The organism is Streptomyces sp. a15 (assembly GCF_059026085.1).
In genome coordinates this window covers 1-7,299 of sequence record NZ_JBWLKM010000168.1, presented here as the reverse complement: position 1 = coordinate 7,299, position 7,299 = coordinate 1, and the positions used below count along the sequence as shown (strand labels likewise).

General features: G+C 68.5%; 3 protein-coding genes and 2 pseudogenes. 1 reads left to right on the top strand and 4 read right to left on the bottom strand.

Annotation, left to right across the window (positions count from 1 at the left end; all coding sequences use genetic code 11):
* The first annotated feature begins 25 nt into the window (after nt 1-25).
* Nucleotides 26-1,104 (top strand): IS630 family transposase gene (locus AC5P09_RS50815; RefSeq protein WP_493880449.1). Its coding sequence is split into 2 segments (ribosomal slippage): nt 26-524 and nt 524-1,104, totalling 1,080 coding nucleotides; the frame shifts between segments, so codons are not numbered across the junction.
* 50 nt (nt 1,105-1,154) lie between these two features.
* Here AC5P09_RS50815 and AC5P09_RS50810 read toward each other — a convergent pair.
* From AC5P09_RS50810 to AC5P09_RS50795, 4 genes and pseudogenes are all read right to left on the bottom strand, one after another.
* Nucleotides 1,155-1,493, bottom strand: a pseudogene (locus AC5P09_RS50810) (DUF6233 domain-containing protein); the annotation flags it as partial.
* Between the two features lie 75 nt (nt 1,494-1,568).
* A complete protein-coding gene (locus AC5P09_RS50805; protein WP_493880448.1) occupies nt 1,569-3,857 on the bottom strand; it encodes a putative bifunctional diguanylate cyclase/phosphodiesterase in 2,289 nt (762 codons plus the stop codon).
* A 64-nt stretch (nt 3,858-3,921) separates the two neighbouring features.
* Nucleotides 3,922-4,868, bottom strand: a pseudogene (locus tag AC5P09_RS50800) (IS3 family transposase); the annotation flags it as partial.
* 688 nt (nt 4,869-5,556) lie between these two features.
* On the bottom strand, nt 5,557-5,874 hold the full coding sequence (locus AC5P09_RS50795; RefSeq protein WP_493880447.1) for a hypothetical protein: 318 nt from the start codon (nt 5,872-5,874) through the stop codon (nt 5,557-5,559).
* Between the last annotated feature and the right edge of the window lie 1,425 nt (nt 5,875-7,299).

Sequence of the window (7,299 nt, the reverse complement as noted above, 5' to 3'; positions counted from 1 at the left end):
GGGTGGTGGCTGTATTCCGTGGTGTGTGAGGTATGCGGATGGGGGCGGGCTGACCGCTGCGGGACGTCGGCGCCGGGAGTCGGTACGGCTGCAGGCGGCTGAGTTGTTCGAGCAGGAGATCAAGCCGTCGGAGGTGGCACGGCGCCTGCGGGTGAGCTTGAAGTCAGCCTGTCGGTGGCAGCAGTTGTGGCGGGACGGCGGCGTGCAGGCTCTGGCCTCCCGCGGTCCGAGCGGATCGCGGTGTCGCCTGTCCCCGCGTTGTCTGGAGAAGCTGGCCGGGTATCTGGAGCAGGGGCCGGCCGCGCATGGCTGGGTGGAGGACCAGGTGTGGACCGCGGCGAGGGTGGCCACGCTGATCGGCAGGAAGTTCCACGTCTCCTACAGCGTCTCCGGGGCGACGAGGCTGATGCACCGGCTCGGCTTCAGCCCGCAGGTCCCCGCGCGGCGGGTCGCCGAGCGTGACGAGCAGGCCGTCACCGCGTGGAAGGAGGCGACCTGGACCGAGGTAAAAGAGCCCGGGCGGCTTGCGGAGGCTACGTCTGTTTCGAGGACGAGGCAGGCTTCACCCGACGGCCGCCCAGAGGACGTACCTGGGGCCGGCGCGGCGTGACTCCGCAAGTGGCGGTCAGCGGGCGACGCTCGGGGCGGCTGTCGGTGGCCGGGCTGATCGCGATGCGGCCCGGCTCCCGCACCCGGCTGTGCCACCGCCTGCGCGTCCACCGTGCGGGCAAAGGCAAGCGCCGCAGCATGGGCGAGCGCGACTTCATCGCGCTGATCGACGGCGTCCACCAGCTCGTCAAAGCGCCGGTCGTGTTGGTGTGGGACCGTTTGAACACCCACGTCTCCCACGCTATGCGTGAGTTGATCGCCGAGCGTGCATGGCTGACGGTGTTCCTGCTGCCCGCCTACTCGCCCGACCTCAACCCCGTCGAGGGGGTATGGGCGCACGTCAAGCGCAGCCTGGCCAACCTCGCCGTGGTCGCCCTCGACCGGCTTGAGGCCCTCGTCCGCAACCGACTCAAGCGTCTTCAGTACCGGCCCGACACCCTCGATGGCTTCATAGCGGGCACCGGCCTGGCACTCGACGAACCAGCGTCACCCTGACGAGCCGAAGTCAGTAACTCCGCGGCATTGCTACTACAACAGCATTGCCGCTATAGAACCTGCGCGGCTCCGCACAGCGTGCACAGCCGGGTGCCCGGGTGCTCTGCCGCGTCCAGGGCGCGGTCCGCATCGAGCAGCGGCGCACCCTGCGGTGCTTCCTCGCAGTCCGGTGCGTGCAGGACGGAGTGGGCCGGGCCGCGGCCGTCGCGCAGCTTCGCAAGCAGCCACCCCGAAGGCCGGCGCTCCCCGAGGACCTCATGGACCACCGCCTGTGGTGACCGCTCCAGCTTCTCGGTGACGACCTGGTCGTAGTCGACGCCGTCGACCGGCCGTACGTGGTCGGGGGCGCGCACCCACACCCGGTACTCCGCCGCCTCCACACCGCCGTCCAACTGGTGAAGAGGCAGTATTCCCGGGGTGCACTATTCGGGCTCAGCCGACTTCTGAGCCAGCTCGGATGCGGGTTATCTGTGTGATCTAGAGGGGATGAGGATTGCTTGGGTGGTGAGGTAGGCCTCGAGTGCTTTGGGGGCCAGGGGCGGGGAGTAGTAGAAGCCCTGGCCGTGGGGGCAGCCGAGTGAGTGCAGTCGATGTGCTTGGTGGGGGGTTTCGATGCCTTCTGCGATCACGTCCAGGTCGAGAGCGTGTCCGACCTGGAGGATGGCCTGGATGAGGCTCTTGTCGACATCGCCGCCGCCTCGCAGGACGAAACTCTGGTCGATCTTGACGATGTCGGCCGGGAGGTCGCGCAGGTAGGCCAGGGAGGAATACCCGGTGCCGAAGTCGTCGATGGAGATGCGTACACCGAGGTCGCGCAGTGCACGGATGTGGGTGGATGTGGTCTCGGCGTCGGTGACGAGGGTGCTCTCGGTGATCTCCAGGACCAGGGAGGCCGGGGGGAAACCGGTCTCGTGCAGGACCTGCCGTACGGTGTCGGGAAACCGGTGGTCCTTGAGCTGCTGGCCGGAGACGTTGACAGCCACGCTCAGCGCCTGGGCTTTCGGTACGGTGTCGTGCCAGTGCCGGCCGTGGCGGCAGGCTTCGCGCAGCACCCAGGCGCCGATGGGGCGGATCAGACCTGTTTCCTCGGCGACGGGCACGAACACCTCGGGCGGGGTGGGGGATCGCCCTTCCCGCTGCCAGCGCAGTAGGGCCTCCACGCCGGTGACCTGTCCGGTGAGTAGGTGGATGACCGGCTGATAGTGCACGGCGAGTTCGTCGCGGGGCAGCGCGTAGCGAAGGTCCTGGGCGATACGGGCCCGGCTCTGCCGTCCCAGGCTCATGGCGGGCTCGAAGAGTTCCGCGCGGTCGCGGCCGCGTTCTTTGGCCACGTACAGGGCGATGTCGGCGTCGCGTACGGCGTCGTGGAACGTGGTCGGTTCGGTGATGGCGACTACGCCGATGCTGGCGGTGATGAAGACGCTGCGATGGCCGGAGAGTGCGAAGGGCTCCTGGAAGCGGTCCAGGAAGCGCTGGGCGTAGGTCAGGACGGGGGTCTCTTTGAGGTCTTCGGCCAGGACGGCGAACTCGTCCCCGCCCATGCGGGCGACGGTGTCGTTGCGGCGCGCCGCGCCCAGGAGCCGGTGGCCGACGGTGATGAGCAGTTCGTCGCCGACCGGATGGCCGAGGCTGTCGTTGATGTCTTTGAAGCGGTCGAGGTCGATGAGTAGCAAGACGGTGTTTCGGCCCGCCGCGGGGCGGTGGAGGGCGTATTCCAGGCGCTCGAAGAACAGTGCCCGGTTGGCCAGGCCGGTCAGTGCGTCGTGGAAGGCCTGGTGGGTGAGTTGCTGCTGCAGCGAGGTCTGCTGACGCAAGGCGTCCTCGGCCATGCGTGCGCGGGCTCTGGCCTGGTCGGCTTGGTTCTCGGCGAACCGGGCCAGGAGCATGATGCGTACGACCAGCAGCACGGTCAAAGCGGCCACGATGCTCGCGATGGCCGCGGCGTCCATGGGCTGTGCCCGCACGCCGCCGACGTCGGCGATCAGTAAGGCGGGACCGAGGAGGGCGGGCAGGATGAGGGTGGTCATGCGGGCGGGTGACAGCCTCTCCTGCCTGCGCGGCACCAGCTGGGTTGTTCTGGCCATGGATGGGTGCAGAGCGCCCGCGCCGAGCAGCGGATAGGAGGCCATCCACAGGGTGTAGGAGACGCCGGCGGCGATCGGGGCGCCGGTCGCGGCGAGGGTGGAGTAGTACAGGGCGTCGGCGGCCAGTGTGGCACCCACCCACAGTGTGAACAGTGCGAGGGCCGGCAGACGGACTCCTGCGACGAGTACCAGCTGGGCGGCGATGCCGAGCAGCAGAAGATCGGCCAGCGGATAGGCCAGGGAGACCGTCAGCGGCAGCGCCGACAGATGGCTGTGCAGGTAGGGCATGACGATGAACGCCCATGCCAGGGCAGACATCCCCAGGGTGATGATCCCGGCATCCAGCACGGCTCCCCATCGCACGCCGCTGCCCCATGCTGCCATCAGACTGACCAGCCCGGCGGCGAAGCACGGGTAGGCCGCCAGATACAGCACGTCGGCCACTGAGGGAAACGGCACCACCCTGCTCGCGACCTGGTAGGTGCCGAAGACGGCGTCCGCCACCGTGAACAGCCCCATGCCGGCGGCGAACAGATACCAGGACCAGCTCGGGCGCGGCCGGTGCCAGCGGACGCCGACCAGGATCGCCACCGTGGCGCAGGCCGCCAGCACCGGTGAGAACAGGTGACGCACGGGCGCGGTGACGAGGAAGTAGACGATGATCACCACAGCGCCGGCCGCCAGAAACCACCACCAGGCGTGCCGGGCCTTGACCCGGAATCTTGGACACGGGCTATGCGGCTTGGGTCAGGGTAGTTGGTGTTGTGTCGAGTGCTGTCTCGTAGGTGATGGGACTGCGTTGTCCGAGGCGGGAGTGACGGCGTCGGGTGTTGTAGCGGTTGAGCCAGCGAAACGCGTCGAGGCGGGCCTCGCGTTCGCTGGACCAGGTCTTGCGGCCCTGAAGCGTCTCGCGCTTGAACGTTGCGTTGAAGGACTCGGCAAGCGCGTTGTCCGCGCTGGAGCCGATCGCGCTCATGGACTGGCGGACGCCGGCTTGGCGGCAGGCATCGGCGAAGGCCCGGCTGGTGTACTGGGCCCCGTGGTCGGTGTGCATGACCGCCCCGGCGAGGCTGCCGCGGGTCCGTTCGGCGGCGGCCAGGGCGTCGGTGACGAGGCCGGTGCGCATGCGGTCCGCGATCGCCCAGCCGGCCAGGCGGCGTGAGGAGAGGTCGATGACGGTGGCCAAATACAGGAACTTCCCGCCGTCCAGCGGGAGATAGGTAATGTCGCCGACGTACTTGGTGTTCGGCTCGCTTGCCGTGAAGTCGCGGCCGACGAGGTCCGGGGCCTTCGCCGCGGCCGGGTCCGCAACAGTGGTGCGGTGCCTGCGACGCAGCCGCAGGCCTGCCAGGCCGATGCTGCGCATCACCCGCGCGATCCGCTTGTGGTTGATTCGCTCGCCGTCGTCGCGGAGTTCGGCGGTGATCCTGGGGACGCCGTAGGTGCCGTCCGACTCGCGGTGCACGGCCCGTATCCGGGCGGCGAGGCGGGCGTCGGCCGCTTGCCGGGCGGCCCGGTCCGCGGCCGTCCGACGCCAGTAGTAGAAGCTGGAGCGGGCGATGTTGAGGATGGTGCACAGCCGCTTCACGCCGTAGTGGCGGTGGTGGTCGGCAACGAACTGGAAGCGGTTCACCAGCGCGTCTCCCCGGCGAAATACTTCGCCGCCTTGCGCAGGACCTCACCTGATGGCCGTCACCCGGGCTGGCAAGACTCTGCCCAGCAGGCAGCCCAGCCTGTCACCACTTCAGCGCCAAAAGAGGCATGAACACGAATTTCCTCCTCATGATGCTGTGTGCTGGGGAGCAGCCGGAGGAGCAGCGGCCGCCGCGGCAGCTGCCGTACGACGACCCGGCGTTCATCGCCATGCACCTGGTGCGGAGGATGGATGAGCCAGCCTTCTTCAAAATGCTCGAGTTGGTGTGTCGAACCAGATGGCCCGGGAACGCAACGCGGGCGAGTTTGAGAAGGTCATGCGTCAGTTCACTGATCAACCAGCAGCGCAGGCGGGCTGACGGCCACCACAGCTGGTCCTGCTCTCCGGCTCACGGCGGGAGAGCAGGACTTCTGTTTCAGGCGGCAGTTTGAGTGTCGTCGGTAGCGTGTCAGACCAGTACGACGTGGAGCCAGCGAAGTGCGGGGGGCCCGCGAGCCACGCCGCGACGGCCAGCCGCTATTACGGCGTGATAGACGACGCGGATGCGTCAGTGGGGGAGCAGGCCAGCGGGTTGTCTCGCGGCAGGTGAGGCCACCGTGCTCACCTGCTCAGGGGGCGCTGTCGGTGGACGCTGGAAGGCCGGCGCCTCGGGCCAGTCATCGGGAACGACGGGACGTAGCCCGTAGGCGGCCTGCATGGCGGCGGTCGCCTGTGTCATGCGGTGTGGTGCAGCCAGCGTTGCAGGGTGGTGTTGATGCTGTTGGGGAGGGCGCTGAGTTGGTCGATGGCGTCGCGGTCTTCGGGCCGTGGGGGGATGCCGGCCGTGGTGAGGGCGGCGTGCAGGGCGAGGCGTCGCTGGTCACGGGGGTTGAGGGTGTAGCCGAGGCGGTGGGCGGGGTTGGGCGGCGGCAGCAGGTAGTCCGCGTTCTGCTCAAGTGTGGCCGGGGCGGGCCAGACGGCTTCGGTGGTGTCGACGGCGTAGGGGTCGACGAAGCCGCGCGGTGAGTGGTGTGTGAAGGCGCTGGTGGTCACGTTGATCTCCTTAACAGCGGCATGCGGATCTGCTGGAACAGAGCCTCATCGGGCCGGCCGCGGTTGCAACCGCGGCCGGATATCACGCCGATGGCGTCATCGGCGGCTGATCCTCTGGTCCGACCAACGGGAAGCCGGGATCGCCGGCGTGAAAGGCCACTCGTGCGGCGCGGTGTGCGGCTGCCGCGGCGGGGAAGCCGGACACCGCTCTGGGGTGCGGTGTGCTCCCCGAGTTCCGACAGCGCGGCGGCCGCAGTCCAATCCCTGAATCGGCTGCGGCCCACCCATTCCGGGCCGCTGGCAGCGGCTCACCGTCGTGGCCGCCGCGGCCGAGAGCGGCCTGCTTCCTCAAGGTGACCTCCGGCAGCGGCGCTGTATCCAGCAGCTGGCCCCGCTCGGCCGGTGAGGCCGCCTCAGCGGCCGGGCCAGAGACGGACCGCCTGGCAGGTAAAGCCCTGACCGGCGTTCTCGGGGAAGAGCACATTGGCGAGGCGCCGCGGCAATCGAGCTCGCGAGCGACGACGGCCTGGCCGAGAGTAGACGAGCGATCCCCTTGCTGTGCACGTCGCGCGAGGGGCTCAGCCGTGCACAGCTTAGGGTCCCTACGTGTTGCGTCCTGAAAGCTGGTCCAGGCTCGCGGGTGGGAGTCCCGTCCGGGTAGACACCGGAGTGCCCGGTAGCAGGTCCCGGTTCGTCGTGGAGACACGGCGGGCTGAGCGGGATGTCAAGAGCCTCTTTGGAGGGAGCAAGCACGCGGGCCGTAGCGTAGAGCGAACTTTGCAGCCTCGTCATACCAACAGCGGAGAAGCCGAGCCCGTCATGTCGGGGCGAAGGCCATGTCCTGAGGGCCCTGTTCCGGGGTCAGCCCTCGGGGTTCTCCCGGGGTACGGAGGGCGGTACGTGTGCACAGTCTGGGCCGGAACAGGAGAGACCCGTCTGACCACGTCTGACGTCGGGCAAGAGACCGGACGTATAAGCCGATGGTGAAGTCGTCCGGAGGGCAGCGGGAGTCCGAGCGGGGCGTAGTACCGCTGATCGGCGTGCAACATAACGCGCCGGGAGGGAAGGGCCCGCACTTTGATCACGCTCGTGGCGAAGGTAAGCATGAGGGCATGACCGGGACCGTCCGGTCCAACAACCCCGACGGGCGATGCCCCGTCGTAGTGGACGGGCCTGCGTCCGTCTCGAAAGTGCGAAAACTTCAACGCGGGCTATGGGCTGCGGCCAAGCAGTCTCCGGAGCGGCGTTTCCACGCCTTGTATGACCGTATCCACTGAATCGCCCCGGGTTTGATGGAGACATCGAAGACCCGGAAGGATGCCGATCATGGCTGCTCCCCGTAAGTACTCCGACGAACTGCGCGAGCGTGCGACGCGGTTGGCGGTCGAAGCCCGCAAGGATCCGGCCGGCCGGGCCGGTGCGATC